This is a genomic window from Bradyrhizobium sp. AUGA SZCCT0182, from assembly GCF_018130185.1.
GTDB lineage: Bacteria > Pseudomonadota > Alphaproteobacteria > Rhizobiales > Xanthobacteraceae > Bradyrhizobium.
Map to the genome: position 1 here is coordinate 61,019 of NZ_JAFCLY010000039.1, position 20,127 is coordinate 81,145.

At 58.4% G+C, this 20,127-nt stretch carries 18 protein-coding genes and 1 pseudogene; 9 read left to right on the forward strand and 10 right to left on the reverse strand.

What is annotated here, in order from left to right; all coding sequences use genetic code 11:
• Positions 1 to 52 precede the first annotated feature (52 nt).
• Positions 53 to 406 carry a hypothetical protein gene (locus tag JQ611_RS31425; RefSeq protein WP_212467623.1) on the forward strand — a complete coding sequence of 118 codons (354 nt, stop codon included), beginning with the start codon at positions 53 to 55 and terminating at the stop codon, positions 404 to 406.
• A 226-nt stretch (positions 407 to 632) separates the two neighbouring features.
• The gene (locus tag JQ611_RS31430) at positions 633 to 2,960 is read left to right on the forward strand and encodes a PriCT-2 domain-containing protein (protein WP_212467624.1); all 2,328 of its coding nucleotides are present in this window, start codon (positions 633 to 635) and stop codon (positions 2,958 to 2,960) included.
• Between the two features lie 840 nt (positions 2,961 to 3,800).
• Here the strand turns inward: JQ611_RS31430 and JQ611_RS42040 are convergent.
• Complete coding sequence (locus tag JQ611_RS42040) at positions 3,801 to 4,073, reverse strand: hypothetical protein (protein WP_249133602.1); 273 nt, start codon at positions 4,071 to 4,073, stop codon at positions 3,801 to 3,803.
• Between the two features lie 160 nt (positions 4,074 to 4,233).
• Positions 4,234 to 5,112 carry a transglutaminase family protein gene (locus JQ611_RS31440; RefSeq protein WP_212467625.1) on the reverse strand — a complete coding sequence of 293 codons (879 nt, stop codon included), beginning with the start codon at positions 5,110 to 5,112 and terminating at the stop codon, positions 4,234 to 4,236.
• Positions 5,113 to 5,283: 171 nt separating this feature from the next.
• On the opposite strand from JQ611_RS31440, the gene JQ611_RS31445 reads away from it, so the two are divergent.
• Complete coding sequence (locus tag JQ611_RS31445) at positions 5,284 to 6,117, forward strand: transglutaminase family protein (protein WP_212467636.1); 834 nt, start codon at positions 5,284 to 5,286, stop codon at positions 6,115 to 6,117.
• A 343-nt stretch (positions 6,118 to 6,460) separates the two neighbouring features.
• Here JQ611_RS31445 and JQ611_RS31450 read toward each other — a convergent pair whose 3' ends face one another.
• The 3 genes from JQ611_RS31450 to JQ611_RS31455 form a co-directional block, all read right to left on the reverse strand.
• Positions 6,461 to 7,153 carry an HAD family hydrolase gene (locus JQ611_RS31450; RefSeq protein WP_249133603.1) on the reverse strand — a complete coding sequence of 231 codons (693 nt, stop codon included), beginning with the start codon at positions 7,151 to 7,153 and terminating at the stop codon, positions 6,461 to 6,463.
• Complete coding sequence (locus tag JQ611_RS42045; protein WP_249133604.1) at positions 7,125 to 7,400, reverse strand: hypothetical protein; 276 nt, start codon at positions 7,398 to 7,400, stop codon at positions 7,125 to 7,127. Before JQ611_RS42045 ends, JQ611_RS31450 begins: the two co-directional genes overlap by 29 nt.
• 66 nt (positions 7,401 to 7,466) lie before the next feature.
• Entirely contained in the window at positions 7,467 to 8,390 is a 924-nt protein-coding gene (locus tag JQ611_RS31455) for a Ku protein (protein WP_212467626.1), read from the reverse strand.
• A gap of 148 nt (positions 8,391 to 8,538) precedes the next feature.
• Between JQ611_RS31455 and JQ611_RS31460 the strand changes: the two genes are divergently transcribed.
• The 3 genes and pseudogenes from JQ611_RS31460 to JQ611_RS31470 all read left to right on the forward strand — a co-directional run bounded on the left by JQ611_RS31460 (position 8,539) and on the right by JQ611_RS31470 (position 10,145).
• On the forward strand, positions 8,539 to 8,934 hold the full coding sequence (locus JQ611_RS31460; RefSeq protein ID WP_212467627.1) for a hypothetical protein: 396 nt from the start codon (positions 8,539 to 8,541) through the stop codon (positions 8,932 to 8,934).
• A 37-nt stretch (positions 8,935 to 8,971) separates the two neighbouring features.
• Positions 8,972 to 9,421 (forward strand): hypothetical protein, encoded by a 450-nt coding sequence (locus JQ611_RS31465; RefSeq protein WP_212467628.1) that lies wholly within the window; start codon positions 8,972 to 8,974, stop codon positions 9,419 to 9,421.
• Between the two features lie 2 nt (positions 9,422 to 9,423).
• Positions 9,424 to 10,145: pseudogene (locus tag JQ611_RS31470) on the forward strand (SOS response-associated peptidase).
• Between the two features lie 12 nt (positions 10,146 to 10,157).
• Here JQ611_RS31470 and JQ611_RS31475 read toward each other — a convergent pair.
• Positions 10,158 to 11,282, reverse strand: a complete 1,125-nt coding sequence (locus tag JQ611_RS31475) for a metallophosphoesterase (RefSeq protein ID WP_212467638.1) — start codon at positions 11,280 to 11,282, stop codon at positions 10,158 to 10,160.
• An 87-nt stretch (positions 11,283 to 11,369) separates the two neighbouring features.
• Positions 11,370 to 13,436, reverse strand: coding sequence for an exonuclease domain-containing protein (locus JQ611_RS31480; protein WP_249133606.1), 2,067 nt, complete (start codon positions 13,434 to 13,436; stop codon positions 11,370 to 11,372).
• 289 nt (positions 13,437 to 13,725) lie between these two features.
• On the opposite strand from JQ611_RS31480, the gene dinB reads away from it, so the two are divergent.
• Entirely contained in the window at positions 13,726 to 14,802 is a 1,077-nt protein-coding gene (dinB, locus tag JQ611_RS31485) for a DNA polymerase IV (protein ID WP_212467629.1), read from the forward strand.
• 102 nt (positions 14,803 to 14,904) lie between these two features.
• On the opposite strand, the gene JQ611_RS31490 is transcribed toward dinB, so the two are convergent.
• From JQ611_RS31490 to JQ611_RS31500, 3 genes are read right to left on the reverse strand one after another with little or no spacing between them, the layout of a single operon-like run.
• The gene (locus JQ611_RS31490) at positions 14,905 to 15,627 is read right to left on the reverse strand and encodes a GntR family transcriptional regulator (RefSeq protein WP_212467630.1); all 723 of its coding nucleotides are present in this window, start codon (positions 15,625 to 15,627) and stop codon (positions 14,905 to 14,907) included.
• Between the two features lies 1 nt (position 15,628).
• Positions 15,629 to 17,239 carry a GMC family oxidoreductase gene (locus tag JQ611_RS31495; RefSeq protein ID WP_212467631.1) on the reverse strand — a complete coding sequence of 537 codons (1,611 nt, stop codon included), beginning with the start codon at positions 17,237 to 17,239 and terminating at the stop codon, positions 15,629 to 15,631.
• A gap of 1 nt (position 17,240) precedes the next feature.
• Complete coding sequence (locus tag JQ611_RS31500; RefSeq protein ID WP_212467632.1) at positions 17,241 to 18,368, reverse strand: mandelate racemase/muconate lactonizing enzyme family protein; 1,128 nt, start codon at positions 18,366 to 18,368, stop codon at positions 17,241 to 17,243.
• 107 nt (positions 18,369 to 18,475) lie between these two features.
• Between JQ611_RS31500 and JQ611_RS31505 the strand changes: the two genes are divergently transcribed.
• A complete protein-coding gene (locus JQ611_RS31505) occupies positions 18,476 to 19,246 on the forward strand; it encodes an ABC transporter permease (RefSeq protein WP_212467633.1) in 771 nt (256 codons plus the stop codon).
• Positions 19,243 to 20,067, forward strand: a complete 825-nt coding sequence (locus JQ611_RS31510) for an ABC transporter ATP-binding protein (protein ID WP_212467634.1) — start codon at positions 19,243 to 19,245, stop codon at positions 20,065 to 20,067. Before JQ611_RS31505 ends, JQ611_RS31510 begins: the two co-directional genes overlap by 4 nt.
• The last annotated feature ends 60 nt before the right edge of the window (positions 20,068 to 20,127 follow it).

Genomic DNA, 20,127 nt, shown 5'->3' on the forward strand with positions numbered 1-20,127 from the left:
CTCCATTCCAACTCGGTGGCTCGAACACCGCATCGTACTTCACGAGGTCATCATGTCTTATGTGTCAGAAGAATACTCAGCAGTCGTCGTCAATTTCCCATCAGATCGCAATGCAGATTTCGCTTCCCGCTGGCTGACGCGGATTGCCGAAGCCGACCGCATCCTTACTTTGCACCGGCAGGAGAATCCCGAATTTGAGAAAACAATCGAGCCGTTGGGTGTCGTAAGCCTCGTCGAATTCTCTTGGCCGGCTCTCGAGTTGGTTCGAAGATGGTTGCACGACAGCCGTGCGTTTCCTTTGAGCTCACGCGACTACGAATTGTTCGAAGCCGTCTCCTATCTAGCCGAGACAGGCTTTTTCGCGAGCGATGGTGCGCATTATCACGTGACATTGCCCCTGCACTAACGCGTGGGGTTGTTCACTCTGCCTTGCTCCGACTAGCTGCAACCGAAGAAGACGATTGTCTCTATCCTGAACGGCTGCTCACAACGACGACCGAGGCAAATGCCCGCCGCGAAGTTGCGGTGATGGAGCAACGCTACCGGTTAGAAGCGAACGAGCCTTCGCGATGGGACGTCAAGCACTGATCTAAGCGCAACGACACCACTTAGAGTTTGAAAGGAACTGCATAATGACTAATTCATCTTCATCCACCGTCCATCATTTTCCGACGCTCGATCCGCGCTTTGACTTTGAGGCAGCTAAGCGATTCATCGGACTCTTGCGGGGAGATGCCAACACAGCCATGCATTTTCGCACCCTCACCGAATCGGCGGAAGCGAAAGGCCGTCAAGAGCATTCAACGCCGGAAGAACTCGCCCAGCTTCGGCGTAACTACTCCGGCTCGTTGGCCCAGTTAGCGCCGCTTTTGCAGAAAAAGAACAAGGCTGGATGCGGCGTGTTCATTGCTCTGAACGAGTTTGATGGAAACGGGCGCAAGAAGGAAAATTTGATCGCGGCGCACGTCGTCCCGCTCGATCTCGATGGCACGCCGCTTCCCACCAAATGGGTGATCGAGCCGCACTGGATCCACGAGACGTCTCCGGGCCGTTTTCAATGCTTCTTCGTTATCGAACGCACGAACGACATTGCGGCCGTGGAAGATATTACGCGCCGGCTCGCAGCATTTTGCGGAGGCGATCTGAATGTGTGCGATGCCACGCACATTTTCCGCGTGCCCGGCTTCTATCACCAGAAGCGCGACAAATTTCAGGTTCATCCGGTCCATGAATTGGACTTCGATCCACCCTATCGGCTGTCGGACTTCGATTTCCTACCCGAGCTGGAAAAGCGTGGCGCGAACGAGGTATCGGGCATCGGCAATTTGAGCGCTGATCTCGCGGAGGAACTGCTTGACCAACTCGATGTCTCCCATTTCTCCAATAACGAGGCTTGGACCGGTCTCGCCATGGCCTTGCACGCGGCTTCAGGCGCCGATGGTGAGGTCCGCGAATTGTTCCTCGACTGGAGCGATCAGGCCTTCGAGAAGGATTACTCTCGCACAACGAACCTTGGACGCTGGAATTCCTTCAGCCTCAAAAAAGCATCGCTCAAGGGCTTTGGGACGCTCCTCAAGATTAGCCGTGAGCACGGCGTGCGGGATGACACGTTGCGCAAACTTTCCCTGGCCACCGACCTTGTCGATTTCTCCGCTGACGTGCGCGATTTGAGTACCATCGCCGCGCCGATGCTGTGGAACATGACTCACGCGATGGAGATGATCGGATATGCAGAAGACTGCATGCGGCGCGGTGGCGCTCCACTTTATCAAACCGGCGGGCGGATGGTTTATCCGGTACGCACCGAGCACGCCTCCTCCGAGGACGAGGGAATCCGTCGTCCATCGGGTGCGCTCACAGTCCATGACATAAAGCCGCCTCGCATGGAGCTCTTCATGATCGAGCACGCCCGTTTTGTGAAGCCTCTACGTGGCGATCCATCGAGACTGGTTCCGCAACCCGCAACCGAGAAGCTGGGTAAATTGTATCTCAACGCGCCTGATCTTTGGCGTCTTCCTACCTTGAATGGCATTATCGAAACGCCGACGCTCCGGGCCGACGGTACCTTGCTGACCGAGCCCGGTTACGACGCTCGTTCGGGTCTCCTGCTTGACATGGGTGATTTGAAGCTGCCCGAGATCCCCGAGTCACCGACGCGCGCCGAAGCGCTCACCGCCTTGGCTGAACTGAAGGAACCGTTTGCCGATTTTCCCTTCGTTCCAGACGGACATTGCGGAAAAAGCGCAAGCCGTTCCGTCATGCTTTCTGTAGTGTTGACCGGCCTGGTACGCCGTACGCTCCCTAGCGCACCGATGCATGGCATTAGCGCGCCAACGCCCGGAACGGGCAAATCTCTAGCCGTGCAGGCCGCCGCGATGATTATCATGGGACGTAGCGTCACTGCTATGTCGCAGGGCGCCAGCGAAGAGGAAGACGAAAAGCGTCTATTTACCGTCTTCATGCAGGGCGACCAAATGGTGTCGGTCGACAACGTCACCCGCGCTGTTGGAGGTGACGCGCTTTGCACTATCTTGACCGAGCCGACTTGGCAGAGTCGTGTTTTGGGTGAATCTCGCAACGTTTCGGTAAATACCAACGTTTTGCTCACTTCAACCGGGAACAATTTGGCGTTTGCAGGAGATATGACGCGGCGCGCCATTTTGTGCCGGATGGACGCCGAGATCGAAAACCCAGAAGGCCGCTCCTTCGAGAAAGACTTGCGCGTGTGGGTTCCGCACAACCGCGGGCGTCTTGTCGCTGCGGGCTTGACGGTCCTACGCGCTTACGTCGTAGCTAAACGCCCAGGACTTGACCGGCTGCAGCCTTTTGGCAGCTTCGAGGGTTGGAGCAATCTCGTGCGCGGCGCGCTCGTCTGGCTCGGAGAGTTAGATCCCTGCATCACACGGCAGCACATTCTGGCGGACGACGCGCGGACTCCTTGCAGCTATAAAATATTTTGAAAACGGGTAGCTGATACATAGGCCGTGCCAGTCGTGCACCTCGGCTCCTTAGTAACCCGAAGCCGCGATAATTCGAAATCCCTGCCGAGCATTGGTCGTACGGAACATTCTGCCGCTGGCCGGATTCCCATTGCATAGCCTCGGAGTGATTTTGATGTTGGAGAAGGTAGCAAGCCCTCCGAAGTTACGGACGCTCGCGGGATGGGCAAGATCGATTCTGCTCGAAGCCGGCGCCATTCTCGAGTGTGAAGAGCATGGCTGGATGAAAGACCGGACCGATCCTCATGCCCGGGAGCACGCCAGCCTCTTAGCAAGGACCGAGCCGCCTGCGGGTATTTCGCCCGATCAGGCGGTTGCTGCAGTTCTCGAGCAATTGGATGCGACCGGCGATACTTGCCCAGACTGCCCGCCAACCAATTGATCGATTGCCCTCTTGGCGAGCTTTGCCCACATGTGGATCGGCGCGCCACGAGATAAAGTCACTGTAAGATTTCCAACCACCTAACTCCGTGCGCGCTGCAACGCTGCCTTCAGGCGCTCCCTTACCTTATCCATCAGGCATCTTCGGCTCGAGCGCTTCTCCAATGCCTCTACTTCCGCTTTGATGGCCGCAGCCTTCTTCGCATGCTCGTGCTCGGCCGCCGCCAACGCTCCTTGCGCCTTTTCTATCGCTTGCTGCCGGCGCCCACGCTCCTTCGCTTGACTGCTTCTTCCCTCTCCCATTCACGCGCGCGCCGTTTCTGCTCTTTTTCGAAGGCGACCGCGGCCTTCCGGTCAGCCGCCTTGCGACCGGACTGGCGGAAATCTTTTTCGCCTTAACACTTTTCGACTTGGGGATGCCTATCGTCGGTCTTCGCTGTCACCCGGATTTGTGGGCAGATCGGCATGCTCTCCCAACTTGCCGTCGGAGCCGACGGGTCGCCTGAGCACGACGCCCGGCTTTGCCATGGTCGCCTCGATGACGTGTGCATCATCGCTTTCTTTCGCCGCGCCCTGGTGGAAGAGATTGCTGCCGGCGCCCCACGCCTCAAGAGCCGCCTTCATCGACGGTGCGGCAACCGCAAGATCGAAGAAGCCTAGCGAAGTCTGGTAGGTCTTTAGTTTTCTAGCCACGAAAAGTTTTCCCGCACCACTGGTCGAACGGTGACCGCCGGCCCCTTTGTTCGAAGCAATTAAAGTTCGATTGGTGATCGCGAGCCGTCGCTAGTTCGAACCTTCGATCCAGTGGCCCTTATCGGCGGCCAGTCGTGTTCGAGTCATGCACTGCCCTTCACTATTCGCATACAGCGCCCTCGGTCTTCACGTTTACGGCTACTTCCATCCCTAATTCCTCATCAACCTCGCCCCAATAACTCCCCGAGAGTGGGATCGCCTGTTGAGGCGTCCTGGCGACTCCAACTCTGATCAGGTCACGATTACCAACAATGCCATTCGTTGGGTCAAATTCCACCCACCCTGATCCTGGCACGTAAATTTGGCACCAGGCATGCGTCGAGCCGCCGCCAAGGCGTTGCGGCCCGTCGCGGTCCGGTACATAGACGTAGCCCGTGACAAACCGCGCAGCAAAGCCCAACGATCTTGCTGCCTCCATCATCAACAGCGCGAAGTCTCTGCACGTTCCCTGCTGACTTTTGATTGTCTCGTCCGGAGTCTGGGTCCCCCGGGAAGACCGCCGTCTATACAAAAACCCCTCCGCTATGGCTTCATTGAGGGTCATCAGGAGCTGCCCAGTCGGCCGGCTCTCGCCCGTTACAAACCGATCCAACCAATCTTGGACCGTTCTTCCAGGGTGATGACGCTGCATATAGGCCGCCAAGTCTGGCAGCTCGTCCCGCGCATAAGAAAATGGGTGCGATCGCGCGTAGTTTTCAAGCCGGAAGTCAGGCGCCTTTTCCGGAGTATGTTCCAAGCGAATGACCGAGTCGAACTTTAGTAATTGAGCACGCTGCGAAAAATCGAGCAGCGTTACGCAGTTTCCAAACACGTCGTGTATCCAGCGAACCTCGACGGGTTCGGGTGTTACCGTCAGGTGGGAGTCGAGCAGACGCTGGTCGAAGCTGTCGCGGGGTCGATACATCATTTGATGCCGCCCAAGCCTGACAGGGTTTCTATACCGATAGGTGGTCGAGTGATGCACCGTGAAAACGGTCATAGCCTGCCGATTCCTTCTTCCGCATCAATACTAACTTCTGAAATCCAATTCGCCAGAGCCTCTCTAGGTGCACGCGATCTGCCTCCTCTTTCGGCACTATTCGCGCTGGTCGCCGAGGAACCAAGAGCCGGCCTTAGGCTTGTGTCTCCATCGGACAAAGCGGAGGCGACCTTGAAGATACGGGCTGGTTATGACATTGCATTCAACTGCGCTCAGGAAGTTCCGATGCTCCTGCTGCTAAGTGTACACCCCTCCCGCCAGCACGACTTGTTGACAGAACACGTAATCCGCTTTTCGCCAGATGTAGAGGCGCGCGATTTTCGAGACGCATTTGGCAACATTTGCACACGCCTCGTTTCGCCGCCGGGAATTATCGAGGTAAGGAATGAGTTCCTGATCTCGGACACCGGACTACCCGACGAGGTCAATTTTCGGGCGGAGCAATGGCCGGTAGGCGACCTGCCAGATGAGGCACTGATATACCTTCTAGGCAGCCGGTACTGCGACACGCAAAAGCTATCGAACGACGCTTGGTCAATGTTCGGCGGCATCCAGGGCGGCTGGCAGCGAGTTCAAGCGATTTGCAACTACGTTCACGACCGCATTGAATTTGGATATCACCATGCCCGCGGCGACAGGACTGCATCAGAGGGACATGAGGAGCGGATCGGCGTTTGTCGCGACTTCGCTCATTTAGCCGTTACGCTTTGCCGCTGCATGAACATCCCTGCGAGATACTGCACCGGCTATCTTGGTGATATTGGCGTGCCCAGAGATCCAGCGCCGATGGACTTCAGCGCTTGGTTCGAAGTCTTTCTCGCGGGTCGTTGGTATACATTCGATGCTCGCCATAATCACCCTCGGATAGGACGGATTGTCATTGCACGAGGACGGGACGCAGCCGACGTGGCCATCTCAACGGCCTTCGGCTCGGCCGCTCTGACGCGGTTTAACGTTATAACAGAAGAAGTCGTTTATCAGGATCAACTCCAGGCAGCAGAGTAAACAGGGCTATTTGGCCGGAGCTCCCCCGGTTATCGCGCCTTGCTTTTCCGCTTCCTGTCGCTCTCCATTTGGTCGCGTTGCATCTTAAGGGATCGCCGTCTCGACGTCCTGGCTTCTGCGTCCGAGATTGCCTGTCCAGCCCTTCGAACGACCTTCAGTTTTGAAGGCGACTGCGCCATGAGCACGGGCACATTTCGAAAGCCCGCCAGCGGCTGAGTATCCATCTGTGTGAATGCGCGCTTCTTCGCCATTTTGCGTGAGCTATCTCGAAAAGGATTCACTCATTTCAAAGCCGAAAAACATAATTCGTTCCACTTCAATTCGTGCCGTGCCCTCGTTTCGTCTACCTTGCGAGCAAAGTTCCTGGGAAGCGAGTGAACAGTGCGGCTGGTCCGGGGTATATTTCGACGCATCCTGCTTGTCGTAGCGAGCCCTCAGGGAACCCGCCACAAAGCACGCCGATGGTCGCGACCTTCACCTTCTCTGCTGCTTCGGCATCATACGGCGTGTCGCCGATCGCGAGCGCATCTGCGCCGTCGATCTTGAGCTTATTAAGAACGATCTTGAAGATGTCCGGAGCCGGTTTCGACTCCTCCACATCGTCGGAAGAAATTTTCAGATCCACCAGGTCAGTGATGCGAGCGATGTCGAGATACTTGTCGACTTCATCCTTCTTGGCCGAGGAAGCAACGGCAATCTGAAGGCCGGCATCGCGCACACGTCGCAGCAGGTCGGGGACCGCCGAGAAAGGACGCACAAGCGGTAGGTACTCGGCTTTGAAACGTCGGCTGCGCCATTCCTCCAGTTCCTTGCCATGGTCCTGTTGTTCGTCAGCGGACAGGAAGACAGGAATGAGCTTGTCTCCCCCCTTGCCTATCTGGCTTCGAACCTGTTCGAAGCTCACATCGCGACCAAACTTCTGGAGGGCTTCCTGCCATGCGATCGCGTGGAGATCGACCGAATCAAGAAGCGTGCCGTCCAGGTCGAAAATAGCGGCTTTTGGCAATTCAAAGTCCTCCGGGGTCGGATTGAGCAACGTCGGCGTACCAATCTGCGTAGGCCGTGTTCTTCGCCATATGCCTGTTGAGATCCGGCGAGTCGTCGCCCCACCATGCGGGGCCGCGCTCGCCAAGCGCCCGCTTGACCTCGTCAACTGCCCGGTGCGCGGTCGCCTCCGCATCACGGTCAGCGTCCTTCTTGGCTTCGCGCACTGCCCGCCGTGCCGCCATCAGACGTCGCACTAGGCCTGCCCGCTCGGCCTCGTCGAGAGCGGGGTTCGCCATCCGCCAGAGCCTACCGCGGACGACGAAGTAACGACCGTCCGGCGTCACCGGATGCTTCACGATACGCTAGGCCGACTTCCGCTGCGGCTTGGCAGCCGACTTCTTTGCAGCAGCCTCCTTTGCCGGCTTCTTGCCCGCGATCGGCATCAGCATTTCCTTCTGACCGCTGGCGACTTTGCGTGACTTCTTGGCCGGCTTAGTGTCCTTTGCCGCCGCCGCGCCGCCGATGCTTTTGCGCAATGCGTCCATTAAATCGACGACGTTCTCGCCACGTGGACGCTCTTTCGCTGTAATAGGCTTACCCGCGCGCTTCTGGTTGATAAGATCGACGAGCGCGGTCTCGTACTGGTCCTCAAACTTATCCGGCTCAAAGTGACCTGCCTTCTGGTTCACGATGTGCTTGGCGAGGTCGAGCATGTCCTTGGTGACTTTGACGTCCTGGATATCGTCGAAGTATTCCGCTTCGGAGCGAACCTCATATGGGTACCGTAGCAGCGTACCCATCAACCCCTTGTCGAAGGCTTCAAGCGCGATGATGTGCTCCCGGTTGGTCAGTACCACCCGCCCGATCGCGACCTTATTCATCTCGCGGATGGTTTCGCGGATTACCGCATAGGCGTCGTGCCCGACCTTGCCATCCGGGCAAAGGTAGTAAGGACGTATGATGTACCGAGGGTCGATCTCACTGCGCTCCACGAACTCGTCGATCTCGATTGTCCGCGTCGATTCCAGCGCAACGTTTTCGAGTTCCTCCTTCGTAACCTCGATGAAGGTGTCGGTGTCGACCTTGTAGCCCTTGACGATGTCTTCATTGGCGACTTCCTCGCCAGTGTCGGCGTCCACTTTCGCGTACTTGATGCGGTGGCCGGTCTTCCGATTGAGCTGATTGAAGGAGACCTTTTCGGATTCCGATGTGGCCGGATAGAGCGCTACCGGACAGGTGACGAGGGAAAGACGAAGAAAGCCTTTCCAGTTAGCGCGAGGGGCCATTGTGGGGGAACTCCAATACTGATGCCGGATTCAAGACGATCCGGCCGGCTTGGTTCCGACACCTCCCATTCCTTAACAGGAAGATTTTTTGAGACTCGTTGGTGAGGGGGGGGACTCGACATTTGTTCTGGTTATGTTCTAATTCGAAATGACCGACTTATCCGCGAGCTGGCGCATGCCGACCCCGAAGCAAATGGAAAAACTGGCCACCGATGCCGCCATTAAACATGCGGCGTCGGCCGCCGCTCAAGATAGATCCCTCCCACCTGAATACTGGGAATCCGTTCTCAAAGACCCCCGCGCCAGCACGCCCGGCACCCAGCTACGGCAACGACGCCTGTCTGAGATTCAGCGTCACGTCCTGCGCGTTTCCTGCCGCCGCTGCGAGCGGACCGTCGAAATCCAGACCGCCGATGCGGTCCGATTGTATGGCGCCAATGCAGTCTGGAAAGACGTCGCGCAGAGGCTGCTCGACAACACCTGTCAACAACGTACCGGCAGCCACGAGGAAGACGGGTGCTGGCCGGCCTTCGAGGCACCGTAGTTCTGTTCGCCGATCCGATCTCTTGCCAGGATATTTGGTGGCCCCGAAATATCACCCCACTCCTCTGTCGGGCGGCGATCGAAAAGCTCTTGCGAAAGAGCTTGGCAAGGCACGCGCGATGGCCAATATCCTTGCCGCGCAATCAGCAGAAGTGCGGGCAAAGGCTGAAAAACTCGTTCAGCAAGCCGATAAGCTGCTCTGCGAAAGTTGGAACGAGCGGATGTGGTCAGATGGAGAGCCGATCGATCCGTCGCCTACGATCGACCAGGCCGTCAACGCTGGCTTTCCCTGGCTGGAGATTCGTTGTGCGCGCTGCCAGACGCCGAGCGACGTTGACCTCGCGGCAATGAAGCATCCGCCCACGACCTTTGTGCACGACCTCGCGAGCCGGCTGCGCTGCCGCAAATGCGCCAATGCGGGCCGCCGTCCATCCGCGACTCTGCTACAATTAGCTTGGCAGCCACGTCATCCCAAAACCGAAATCTGACCATGTGTAATCTCTATTCGATCACAACCAATCAAGCGGCCATCAGCGCGTTATTCCGGGTTGTGAACCGATACGTGGGCAATCTTGCGCCAATGCCTGGAGTTTTTCCCGACTACCAGGCGCCGATCGTGCGCAATGGAGCCCAAGGCCGCGAGCTCGCCACGGCGCGGTGGTGCCGTCCTCGCAGCATGCGCTGATGGAAGCCACTAAGAAGCGTGCTGCGAAGCTGGAAGCCAAAGGCAAGCCGGTCGACTTCAAGGAGTTGCTCAGGATGGAGCCGGACGGCGGTACGACCAACATCCGCAATGTGAAGAGCAAACGCTGGACCCGCTGGCTGGGAGTCGAGAACCGCTGCGTGGTGCCGTTCAACTCCTTCAGCGAGTTCAACAAGGCCGAGGGTGGCGACATCTGGTTTGCACTCGACGAGAGCCGTCCTCTTGCCTGCTTCGCCGGCATTTGGACGAACTGGACCTCCGTCCGAAAGGTCAAGGAAGGTGAGACGACCAAGGACATATTCGCCTTTCTGACGACTGAGCCGAACGTCGAAGTCGGCGCCATTCATCCCAAAGCGATGCCGGTGATCCTGACGACGCCGGACGAGGTCGAGACGTGGATGACAGCGCCTCCAGAGGAAGCCTTGAGGCTGCAGCGGCCGCTGCCGGACCGATCACTACGGATCGTCGCCCGGGGCGTCAAGGAAGACGCGGGCAGCACGGAGACTTGAAGCATGACGAAATCAGGTAATTACCGCCTGGCGTAGCGTGATCCGCGTCAATTCGGAAGGGCGGCCGAGTCGGAGCGCGAAGCCGGGCCAGAGTGCGGTACCGTTGTTCACGTAGAGGGTCATCCCGTCGACGTTGTACCGGCCCGAGACGTAGCCGGCATTGGCGCGGGCGGCCAACCGGTCGAGCCCCAGGATCAATCCGCCGTGGGTGTGTCCCGAGAGTTGGAGAGCCACTCCAAGCTTTGCGGCCTGCCGCGCGTCGCTCGGCTGGTGATCGAGCAGGATGACAGGGACGCCTTTGGGGGCGCCTTCGATGATTGCAGCAAGGTCGCGGACGGGATGTCCCCTGCCGCGCGATGCCCGGTCAGTGATGCCGGCGAGGACCAACTTGCTACCGTTGCGATCCAGAACAATGTGCCGGTTTTCGAGCGAGAGCAGCCCCAACGCGGCGAAGTGCGCCATCCACGTGCTGTACCCAAAGATATATTCGTGATTGCCGGAGATCACGTAGACGCCGTCAGTCGCCTTCAGGTCCCCCAGCGGCTCTATGTCGGCCCGCCGCGCATCAAGCGTGCCGTCAATCAGATCGCCCGTGATCGCGATCAGGTCCACGCCGAGTTTGTTAGCTTGCTCGACGACGGCGCGCGCCCATGAAGCAGGAAACAACCGGCTGATGTGGAGATCGGTCAGCTGCAGGATGGTGTAGCCATCGAATTGTCGCGCAAGTCCTTTGATACTGATTTCTATGTCCTTCAACGGTGGAACCCGCATAGCCTGATGGACGCCGATCGCGGCCGCGAGGGCAGCTAACGCGGCCAATCCGTAGCGGACGCCGTCAGGCGCACTTACGATGCCGCCATGGATCGAGCTTCCAAACAGAAGTCCGACATCGAGCGCCAGTTGCATCAGCGCAAGCAGGACGACCGCGCCGAACGCCCAGTTAAAGAGTGCGACCACTGGACGAGGAAACTCGGGAGAGAATACCGAGCCCGACGACAGCTTGCTCCAGCGGTGAAACTGCAGTGCGACCAACGCAAGCGCCCCCACGACGACCTTGATCAAGAGCGGCAGCTGAAGTGGCCAGATGAAGCGGGTCAGGATCAGCAGATAGATCAGGCCGAATATGAGTTGGGGAATCGGTTCGCTCCGGATTCGATCGGTCCGGCCTTCGTACACGAGGCTCAACACAATCTCGACCTTAATCGGCTTGAATCGGGCTGTTTGTCAGGCCGCTTCATCCGCACGGTCGGTCGCGCCACCTTCCCGCTTGAAATTCATGAGGCTCAGCAGGTGGCCGGTGGCCCGTGCATCGCACAGTGCACGGTGATGCGTCTCGAGTTCAATTCCGTAATGTTCGCACAGCCTTCCTAGGCCGTACGACTTGTGTCCGGGGTAGCGCCGACGCATTCCGGTAACCGTGCATAGCTTTGGAAACCGGAAGCGGCGCTCAAGCCGTCGATATTCGTAGCTGATGAATCCATAGTCAAAATTGACGTTGTGCGCGACGAAGATCCCGTCGCCCATAAACTGCATGAAGCTGTCCGCGATATCGGAAAATACGGGTGCATCGCGGACCATCTCGTTCGTGATGCCTGTGATCTGCGTTATTTTGGCTGGGATGGCACGCTGTGGATTTACCAGGGAGTGCCACTCGTCGACGACCTGGTAATTGCGGATCTTGACCGCGCCGATTTCGGTTATCCGGTCGCCGGACGCCCAACTGCCCGTCGTCTCGACGTCGACCACCACATAATCCTGCTCTGGATCGAAGCGATAGTCGACCCGGGCGATCTCCGCGCGGATCCCGGCGTTTCCGAGTTGTCGCAACCGGGTAAGTTGGTTGCGGCGGATTACATCGCCCTCGGCTTTGATCTCCATGAAGGAGACAATCCCGTCCTTCTCCAGCATAAGATCCGGGAACCCGTCACGCATGTCTCGGAAATTCTGACACAACGAGCGGACGATCGTCGCGATTCCATCGCCGCTGGTTCCAGACAGCAGTAACCGCAGCGCGTCGACATCGACGTGGTCCCAGGCGAAAATCCCGTTCGGACGGCCCCACTTTTCCGCAATCGGGCGCAGCAGTAAATTGAGAGCATGCCCGGACCGTACTGCATCCAGCTTGGCGTCGATCTGAGCTGCAAACCGACGCGCAAAGCTGCGATCCTTGAGACAATGTGGCACCCAATCGAAACTGCTATGAAGCAGATCGGACTCGAACAATTCATCCCAGAACAACAATCCGAAAAACGAATGCCAGAGAGTGTTTTCCGCAAAGAAGACCCTATAACCCCTGCGGCGCATCACTCCGGCGACGCCCGCTTCCGGATTGCCGCGATAGGTGTCGTCGACAGTCAACGTCACGCCAGCGCGGAGTAGCTCCGTACACAATCCCGCCCGGCGGCCTCCGAACTTCCGGGCGTAAAAGTCTGAAGCAAACATGAATTCGTCGTCGCTGGCGGGATCGTCGATCATCCGCCGCAACAAATCTTCTGCATCTGCCTTATTACCGGCGCCATAAAGCAGACGGACCAACCGTTCATGGCATTCCGGCGATGAACCGGCGCGATAAAGCTGCCTGGCGAGATCCTTGTCTCCCAGCTTCTCGAAAAACTGGCCAACCTGGCAGGCGGCGCGGCTGCGCAGATCAGCGGCATAATCGCTCGGACAATCGGGACCACTGAAGATGTCGGCGACCGCTTCCTGGTGGACGCTAGGCGATTTCAGTTCGATCCGATCGAGAAGCTGGCTGTAGTGGAAGCACGCCCTCGCCTCGTCTCCATCTGTGAAACGAGCCTTAAATGACGATACCTTGTTCGTCCTCATAATGCCCAGATCGCGCAGGGCAAAGTTCTTCAAGTCTTCTTCAGTCTTGCCGAAGTAAAGGTAGAGCAGGAATTCGAGGGGCCTGACGTCATCTAAAGCAATGAATTGGGCTGCCCCACAATGCTCTGCGGCGACCCTAAATGGAACCTGCGCCAGAAAGTAATCGATTAATTTCGATTTCGGCCAAGAGGCCCGGACGTCTGTCCGCTGCGCCGCCTTTGCACCTCTTACCAACACGTCCTTGGGCAGGCACGTAACAAACAAAGCATAGTCTTCTTCCTTGAGAAGCCTGGCCTGGCCACGCGCCAGTAGCTCGTCTGCTGCCCGCTCCAGCTCCAAGATCTCCGCGTACTTAAAGAGCGACCTATTGAAGATCGCTCCCCGCCGATTGACCATCCGTATCAACAGACACTGCGCATCCTTGGAAAGGTTTTTGGAACCGCGCCACGAACGCTTCGTGTTCATCCGTGAGGATCGAGCCATAAGTCGCTCTGACAAACGCCAGCATCTCGACGAAATGGTCGTGGTAGTAATAGACGGGTAAATCCGGCCGTTTCATCCGCAGAGCCTTTGAGCTTTCCCCTGAACCGAACGCAGAGCGCCAAGTCGCCACTCCGCCGTTGCTGTAACACCGAAATCGTTCTATCTTTGTTCCGGCATGCTCTGATTTGTCAAGCAACTCATCAGGGCTGCCGCAGGCAGAAAGCCGGCTTGAAATTTTGAAGCAACGGAAGCGGTTCCTCAGCAGAGTGCGATGACCGAAAGCCGCCAGCGAAAGATCATCCACGTCGATATGGACGCCTTCTATGCTTCGGTCGAGCAGCGGGACAATCCGAATCTCCGCGGCAAGCCGGTTGCGGTCGGTGGATCGCGAGAGCGAGGCGTCGTGGCGGCGGCGAGTTACGAAGCACGGAAGTTGGGCGTCCGATCGGCCATGCCCTCGGTTACCGCAAAGCGGCAATGCTCTGACCTGATTTTCGTGAAGCCGCGATTCGAGGTCTATAAGGCGGTCTCGCAGCAGATCCACGAGATCTTTGCCGAGTACACCCAGATCATTGAACCGCTGTCTTTGGACGAAGCTTATCTTGACGTCACTGAGAATTTGCAGAGCATTCCGCTCGCGCGCGACGCCGCACTCGCGATCCGCGGGAAGATCAAGCAGGTGACGGGACTCAACGCATCGGCCGGGATTTCGTACAACAAGTTTCTGGCTAAGCTCGCCTCCGACTATCGTAAGCCGAACGGCCAGTATGTCATCACGCCCGAAATGGGACCTGCGTTTGTCGAGGCCCTGCCGGTCGGCAAGTTTCATGGCATCGGCCCTGCGACCAGCGCAAAAATGAATTCGCTTGGCCTCCATACCGGTCTGGACATGCGCAATCAGTCGCTTGAGTTTATGCAAACCAATTTCGGTAAAGCCGGAAGCTATTATTATTGGATCTCGCGCGGCGTCGACAATCGCGAGGTCCGTCCCGATCGGATACGTAAGTCCGTTGGCTCGGAGAATACCTTCTCGACCGATCTTATCGATTTTGACGCCATGCTCTTAGAATTGCAGCCGCTGATCGATAAGGTCTGGCGGCATTGCGAAGACAAAGGCACGAGGGGTCGCACGGTGACGCTCAAAGTAAAATTTGCCGACTTCGAATTGATCTCACGGAGCAGGACTGCGACCGATGCCTTCGGAAGCCGGGATGCCTTGGCGACAGCGTCGGCCGACCTGTTAAGGGCTATCTTCCCGACTAAAAAAGCAATTAGGCTTTTAGGCGTCTCGATCTCCGGCTTTGTCGAGGCAAACGAAGAGACGTCAGTCCAGTTTCCTCTGCTTTGACGAGTTGCGTCGTTCAAAGTGCACTTGAGCAATCGGAGCTTGCACTTTCTGTAAGCGGTCTCTCAGCGAAAGTCCGGAACTGTTCTTCCGATGAAGGAGCCTTCACGGCCGCAAATCCATGTCGATGCGGATGAAATCGCCGCGATAGGTGACCTCACCCAAATAAATCACTGTTCGGTCCGCGGTCGTAAACACCCGCCGGACCTCGGCAACGGGCGAATTCAAGGGCACCTGCAGCAACTTCGCGACTTCGAGATCGGCGGTGCCAATCGTCAGCGTCTGCCGGGCGCTGCTGATAGTCGGTTCGCGCATATCCTTCAGGATCGGAATCACCGTCTCCTTGCGAAATCGCCTTGGCGATTTCCTGAACACCTTCTCGTCGAGATAGATCGAGATCACGCAATAAGGCCGCTTATCTCGCGAATGCACGCGCCGCATGAAGACATAATTTGTCGCTGCCTTGCCGTCTTCGGGCAATAGCGGCGCATCGGTGCGGCTCTCCGAAATGTTGATGATTTCAGGCGAAGTGTCGCGGTAAACCTCCGCAAGGTCGGACAGAGTGGTTTCGACCTTGAGCCAGCGATCCTGTTTCAAGATGCCAGTGATAAACGTGCCACGGCCCTGCCGGGCCTCTATAATGCCGTCACGAACCAGCAGATCGACCGCCTGGCGAATGGTAACGCGGGAGACGCCGAACTCGGCCGCCAGGTTCTCGTTCGCGGGCAACCGCAAGCCCTGCGCCCATATTCCCCGAGCGATACGCTGCCGGAAGATATCGGCAATCTGTGCATATTTTGGGACGTGACTGTCGGAAATCAGTTCCATCTCACGCTCTCCGGCTTGCAGCTACGACATCACAAGCACCGCGCTCCCCGATCATCAGACTGGTGGCGTTGGTGTTGGCCGATGTGATCTGAGGCATCACGGATGCATCGATCACGCGCAGTCTCTCGACGCCGCGAACCCGCAATTGTGGATCGAGTACCGATGTCTCGTCGCTTCCCATCCGGCAGGTACCGACGCAATGAAAAACCGTGCCGCCGGTCTTGCGGGCAAAATCCCACAGGCCGGCATCGCCACCCGTAGCTTCGCCCGGCACCATCTCGATGTCCCAGAGATCGCGGAATGATTTCTGCCGGTAAATGCTGCGCAGAATGTTCAGGCCCGCGACGATCGTCTTGCGGTCGATCTCCTCGGCAAAGTAATTGGGCTCAATCCGCGGCTGCTCGAACGGATCGGTTGAACGGATCGAAAGCTTTCCTCGCGATTTGGCGTGACACTGCCAAACCGATGCCGTGAATCCGGAATAGCGGTGCAGAGGATCGCCGGGTTTGTCGACCGACAGCGGCATGACGTTGAACTGAACGTCAGGCCTCCCGCCAGCGGCGTATTCCGTGCAGGCAGCGCCGCCGACCTGCCCTGCGCCGACGGTCAGCGGGCCGCTGCCGGCGAACATCCATTGCAATCCCATCTTGGCAAACTCCACGGGATTGCGCACCTGATCGTTCAGCGAGATGCGCTGCTTTAGCCGCACGATCAACCGCGCCTGATAGTGATCTTGCAGATTACGCCCGACTTCCGGGGAATCAGCGATGACGGGAATGGCGAACGCGCGCAACAAACCGGGCGGACCAACGCCTGACAATTGCAGTATTTGCGGCGACTGCAACGCGCCGGCTGACAAGATGACCTCGCTATCCGCGCTGGCGCTCAACGTCCGGCCATTCGCGACCCACTCGACACCGGTGGCAACGCTTCCGCGAAAACTAACTTTGCTGACCTGCGCACCGGTGATGACCGTCAGATTTTTCCGATACACGACCGGCTTCAGGAAGGCCGATGCCGAACTCGTCCGCCAATGCTTGCCGATGCCAAGCTGGTAGCTGCCGACGCCGTAGGTCGTCTCACCGTTGAAGTCGGAATTGCGCGGCAGTCCAAACTCGACGCCGGCTTCGACCCAGGCCGCGGATGCAGCGTTGTTGTTGCGCAGGTTCGAAACCTCAAACTCGCCGAGGCCGCCATGGTACTGGCTTTCGCCGCCCGAATAACGTTCGTAGCGCCGAAAGTACGGCAGCAGTTCGCGGTAGCTCCATCCCGACGCGCCCAGCCGATCCCAGTCATCGAAGTCCTCGTGCTGACCTCGGATAAAGATCAGGCCATTGATGGACGACGAACCGCCGAGCACGCGGCCGCGGGGCCAGACAATCGAGCGGCCGCCAGTGGTCTCGTGCGGCTCGGTCTTGAACAGGCGGGAAAAACGTTCGTTGAAGATGGTCCGGTAGTAGCCGACCGGCAGTTTGAGCCAGAAGCTCCGGTCCGAACCGCCGGCTTCCAGCAGAAGTACGCGACAGGAGGGGTCGGCCGACAGCCGGTTGGCAACGACGCAGCCGGCCGACCCAGCGCCGACGATGATGTAGTCGTAGCCTTGCGCCGTCATGTCAGGCCGTCCGGTATTGTTCGATTGAAGCAAGGTCCGGCTCGACGCCGAGGCCGGGATCGTCGCTCAAGGTGACCGCTCCGTCGCGGACATCGACGACAGGACCACAAAATCGATCGCGCAACGGGTTGTCGTTGGAGTCGACCTCGAGCAGGCCGTCCCCGCCTACCCCTGCCAACAAATGCGCTGATGCCAGCAGGCCGATCCCACCGCCCAGATAATGCGGACAGAAAGTCTTGCCGGATTTGACAATATTGCGGGCGATGGCGCTGGACTCCGTCAGCCCGCCCCATTTGGCAATATCGGGCTGTACCACACACAACGTATCGTCACTGATAGCCTGCTTGAATCCGTCACGGCTCGCGATATTTTCGCCCGCGGCGAGCGGTACGCCCGCGCCCTTCCCTAAGGCCTGCCACTCCTGCCATGGCCGGTCGGCACGGATCGGCTCCTCCAGCCAGGCAAGATTGAATTCAGCCAATCCGGGCGCGATCTCCAGTGCCCGGTCGATCGACCAGCCCTGATTGGCATCGGCGGCCAGCATGCCGTTCCCGATGAGGTCGCGAAGCGATGCGAGGTTAGCGCGGTCGGCCGCCGCCTCGAAGCCGATCTTCAATTTCAGCGCGCGATGCCCGCGAGCCAGCGCTGCTTCCGCCATCTGCCGCGAACCGGTCGGATTGATGCCGCTGGCATAGACCTTGATCGTTTGACGGACGCCGCCGAGGAGCTTCCATAACGCTGTCTTGCGACGCCGTGCATGGAGATCCCATATGGCGATGTCGATGCCTGCGATCGCCTGTGCGAATGGTCCAGGCTCCCCGCATTGCAGGGCGAGCACGCTTGTACCCTGTGTGAGTTTCTCGAATACCTGCGACGGCTCCCCGACTGCAAATCCCGCGACCGCGGGAGCCAACACCTCATTCACAAGTCGCGTGCGATGTTCGGCGCCGGTGGATGGAAAGTTCGACCACACCTCTCCCCAACCCGCATTTCCGTCGGCGTCTTCCACACGGACAAATACCGCCGGCCGGTTCAGCATTCGGCCGAACGAGGTGACGACCGGCGTCGACAACGGATAGCGATAGCAAAAGGCCTGGACGCTACGGACTGTGAAGTTCGGCGATGTCATTTCAAGAACCCGGAGCGCGGCGCAACGTCGCCGCCTCTTGTATGGTCATCCTATTTATAATATGACTTTCCTCACATCAACCGCAATTGCAGCCGGAAGCCCCAAAAATGAACGGAAGTGTCGCAAGACGCTTTTTACTTGGACTTGCGCCGTGGGCCGGCGCGATCCTGTTGTGGTACGCCGTGCGCTGGAGCGGATTCGTCAATGTTTCCCTGATCCCGTCGCCGCATCAGGTTGCGGCGAAGTTCGTCGAATTGCTGCTGCACGAAGGCCTGCTGTACGACGTCTTTGCATCGACGCGGCGGGTGTTTCTCGGCGTCATGCTCGGCATCCTCGTCGCCGTTCCCGTCGGCTTCCTGCTTGGCTGGTACAGGCCGGCGCGGACCTTCGCCGATCCGATGATCAACTTCTTTCGCGCGCTGCCGCCGATCGCGCTGATCCCGCTGGTGATCGTCTATTTCGGGGTCGACGAAATCGCCAAGCTCGTCATTCTGTTCTATGCCTCGTTCTTCGCCGGCGTGATCGTGATGTATGAAGGCGTCTCGCAAATCACGCCCCTCTACATCCGCGTCGCCCAAACGCTCGGCGCCGGCGAGCTCGAGATTTTTCGCAAGGTCATCATCCCGCTGACGGTACCGCATATCCTGACCGCGCTCCGTGTCGCGTTGGGCGTGGCCTGGGCTACCCTAGTCGCTTCTGAACTGATCGCGGCCCAGCGCGGGCTCGGTGCCATGATCCAGAACGCCTCGACCTACTTCCTGCTCGACGTCATCTATGTCGGCATTATCTGCATCGGTTGCATTGCGCTGATCATGGATACGATCCTGCGGCGGATCAGCGCGCGGCTGCTGGTGTGGCAGGAAAGAGCTGTCGCATGAGCGGTCCAGCCAGCGCCAAACGCGCACAATTCGACCACGTCTCGCTGTCCTTCGATACGCCCAAGGGGAAACTGCGGGTGGTGGACGATGTCAGCTATGACATCCACGACGGCGACTTCATCGCCGTGATCGGACCGTCCGGCTGCGGCAAGACCACGATGATGAGCATGCTCGCGGGATTTCAGAAGCCGACCACCGGCGAGGTGTTGTTTGATGGAAATCCCGTGACGGGACCGGGCCCCGAACGCGGCGTGATCTTTCAAGAGTATGGCGTCTTCCCTTGGCTGACGGTCAAGGAAAACATCGCGTTTGGCCTCAAGCTCAAGGCCAATCATGTTCCGGCAAAGGAGCAGCACCAGATCTGCGAACACTATCTCGCGTTGATGGGTCTGTCGGATTTCGCTAATTCCTATCCGAAGCACCTGTCGGGTGGCATGCGGCAACGGCTCGCGATCGCGCGGGCCTACGCGGTCAAGCCGCAGTTTCTGCTGATGGACGAACCTTTCGGCGCCCTGGATGCCCAGACCCGTGGCAACATGCAGAACCTGCTGCTGAAGGTGCTCGCCGCCGAAGGCAAGACCGTCATGCTGATCACGCATTCGGTGGAGGAAGCGATCTACCTCGCCTCACGCATCGTGGTGGTGACGGCGCGGCCAGCCCGCATCAAGCAAATCATCGACGTTCCCTTCTCCTATCCGCGCAATGAATCGCTGCAGGAACGTGCGGAATTCGGCGAACTGCGAAGCCATATCAGGGAACTCGTCATGAACGAATACCAGGCGCAACAGGCGCAGATGCTGCCAGCCTCGTTTTCGGAATAAACCAGAAAAAGCACAGGGAGGAATGCCATGGATCGACGACAATTCCTGAACACCACCGCG

Coding starts and splice junctions, on each gene's coding strand:
- JQ611_RS31425 (WP_212467623.1), top strand. CDS start 53: ATGTCTTATGTGTCAGAAGAATACTCAGCAGTCGTCGTCAATTTCCCA.
- JQ611_RS31430 (WP_212467624.1), top strand. CDS start 633: ATGACTAATTCATCTTCATCCACCGTCCATCATTTTCCGACGCTCGAT.
- JQ611_RS31440 (WP_212467625.1), bottom strand. CDS start 5,112: ATGACCGTTTTCACGGTGCATCACTCGACCACCTATCGGTATAGAAAC.
- JQ611_RS42045 (WP_249133604.1), bottom strand. CDS start 7,400: ATGGCGAACCCCGCTCTCGACGAGGCCGAGCGGGCAGGCCTAGTGCGA.
- JQ611_RS31455 (WP_212467626.1), bottom strand. CDS start 8,390: ATGGCCCCTCGCGCTAACTGGAAAGGCTTTCTTCGTCTTTCCCTCGTC.
- JQ611_RS31460 (WP_212467627.1), top strand. CDS start 8,539: ATGACCGACTTATCCGCGAGCTGGCGCATGCCGACCCCGAAGCAAATG.
- JQ611_RS31480 (WP_249133606.1), bottom strand. CDS start 13,436: ATGAACACGAAGCGTTCGTGGCGCGGTTCCAAAAACCTTTCCAAGGAT.
- dinB (WP_212467629.1), top strand. CDS start 13,726: ATGACCGAAAGCCGCCAGCGAAAGATCATCCACGTCGATATGGACGCC.
- JQ611_RS31490 (WP_212467630.1), bottom strand. CDS start 15,627: ATGGAACTGATTTCCGACAGTCACGTCCCAAAATATGCACAGATTGCC.
- JQ611_RS31495 (WP_212467631.1), bottom strand. CDS start 17,239: ATGACGGCGCAAGGCTACGACTACATCATCGTCGGCGCTGGGTCGGCC.
- JQ611_RS31500 (WP_212467632.1), bottom strand. CDS start 18,368: ATGACATCGCCGAACTTCACAGTCCGTAGCGTCCAGGCCTTTTGCTAT.
- JQ611_RS31505 (WP_212467633.1), top strand. CDS start 18,476: ATGAACGGAAGTGTCGCAAGACGCTTTTTACTTGGACTTGCGCCGTGG.
- JQ611_RS31510 (WP_212467634.1), top strand. CDS start 19,243: ATGAGCGGTCCAGCCAGCGCCAAACGCGCACAATTCGACCACGTCTCG.